Genomic DNA, 555 nt, shown 5'->3' with positions numbered 1-555 from the left:
GTACTTTCAACTCGGTCCGGAATTGCTTCCGGACATGGTTGATGTCTGGTGACGCAATCAATTGTCATTGGCGGCACGGTTGCCTGCAGGCCTTTACCCCTGCGGCATTTCCGCCAACAACGCTGATTCGACTCTACGAATTTTTAAAGAACAACAGCCTCTTTCGAGACAGACCTGAACATTGCGTTCAACGCTCAGGTCTGTCCTGATCGATTTCAGAAGTGATGGTGGAGGATGACGGGATCGAACCGACGACCCCCTGCTTGCAAAGCAGGTGCTCTCCCAGCTGAGCTAATCCCCCTGAACATTGGTGGTGGGTCTGGTTGGATTCGAACCAACGACCCCCGCCTTATCAAGACGGTGCTCTAACCGACTGAGCTACAGACCCCAATCTCTTCTGACTCTGTCGTGACAGCCGATAAGTGTGGGCGCATTGATTTGAGTGTCGTACTGTTTTGGACTTTGCTGCCTAGACTGTTTTGCAGTCAGGTGCATCGTCTTTTTCCAGAAAGGAGGTGATCCAGCCGCACCTTCCGATACGGCTACCTTGTTACG

2 tRNA genes are annotated in these 555 nt (G+C 52.3%); both read right to left on the bottom strand.

From position 1 onward, the window contains the following. Window positions 1–225: 225 nt before the first annotated feature. Window positions 226–301, bottom strand: a tRNA-Ala gene (locus tag NFT33_RS11380). A gap of 10 nt (window positions 302–311) precedes the next feature. Beyond that, window positions 312–388, bottom strand: a tRNA-Ile gene (locus NFT33_RS11375). Window positions 389–555 lie beyond the last annotated feature (167 nt).

Source organism: Sphaerotilus sp. FB-3 (assembly GCF_023706025.1).
Taxonomy (GTDB): Bacteria; Pseudomonadota; Gammaproteobacteria; order Burkholderiales; family Burkholderiaceae_C; genus Sphaerotilus; species Sphaerotilus sulfidivorans.
Note: the sequence above shows the minus strand (reverse complement) of the source record. Positions and strands in the feature narration are given on the sequence as shown.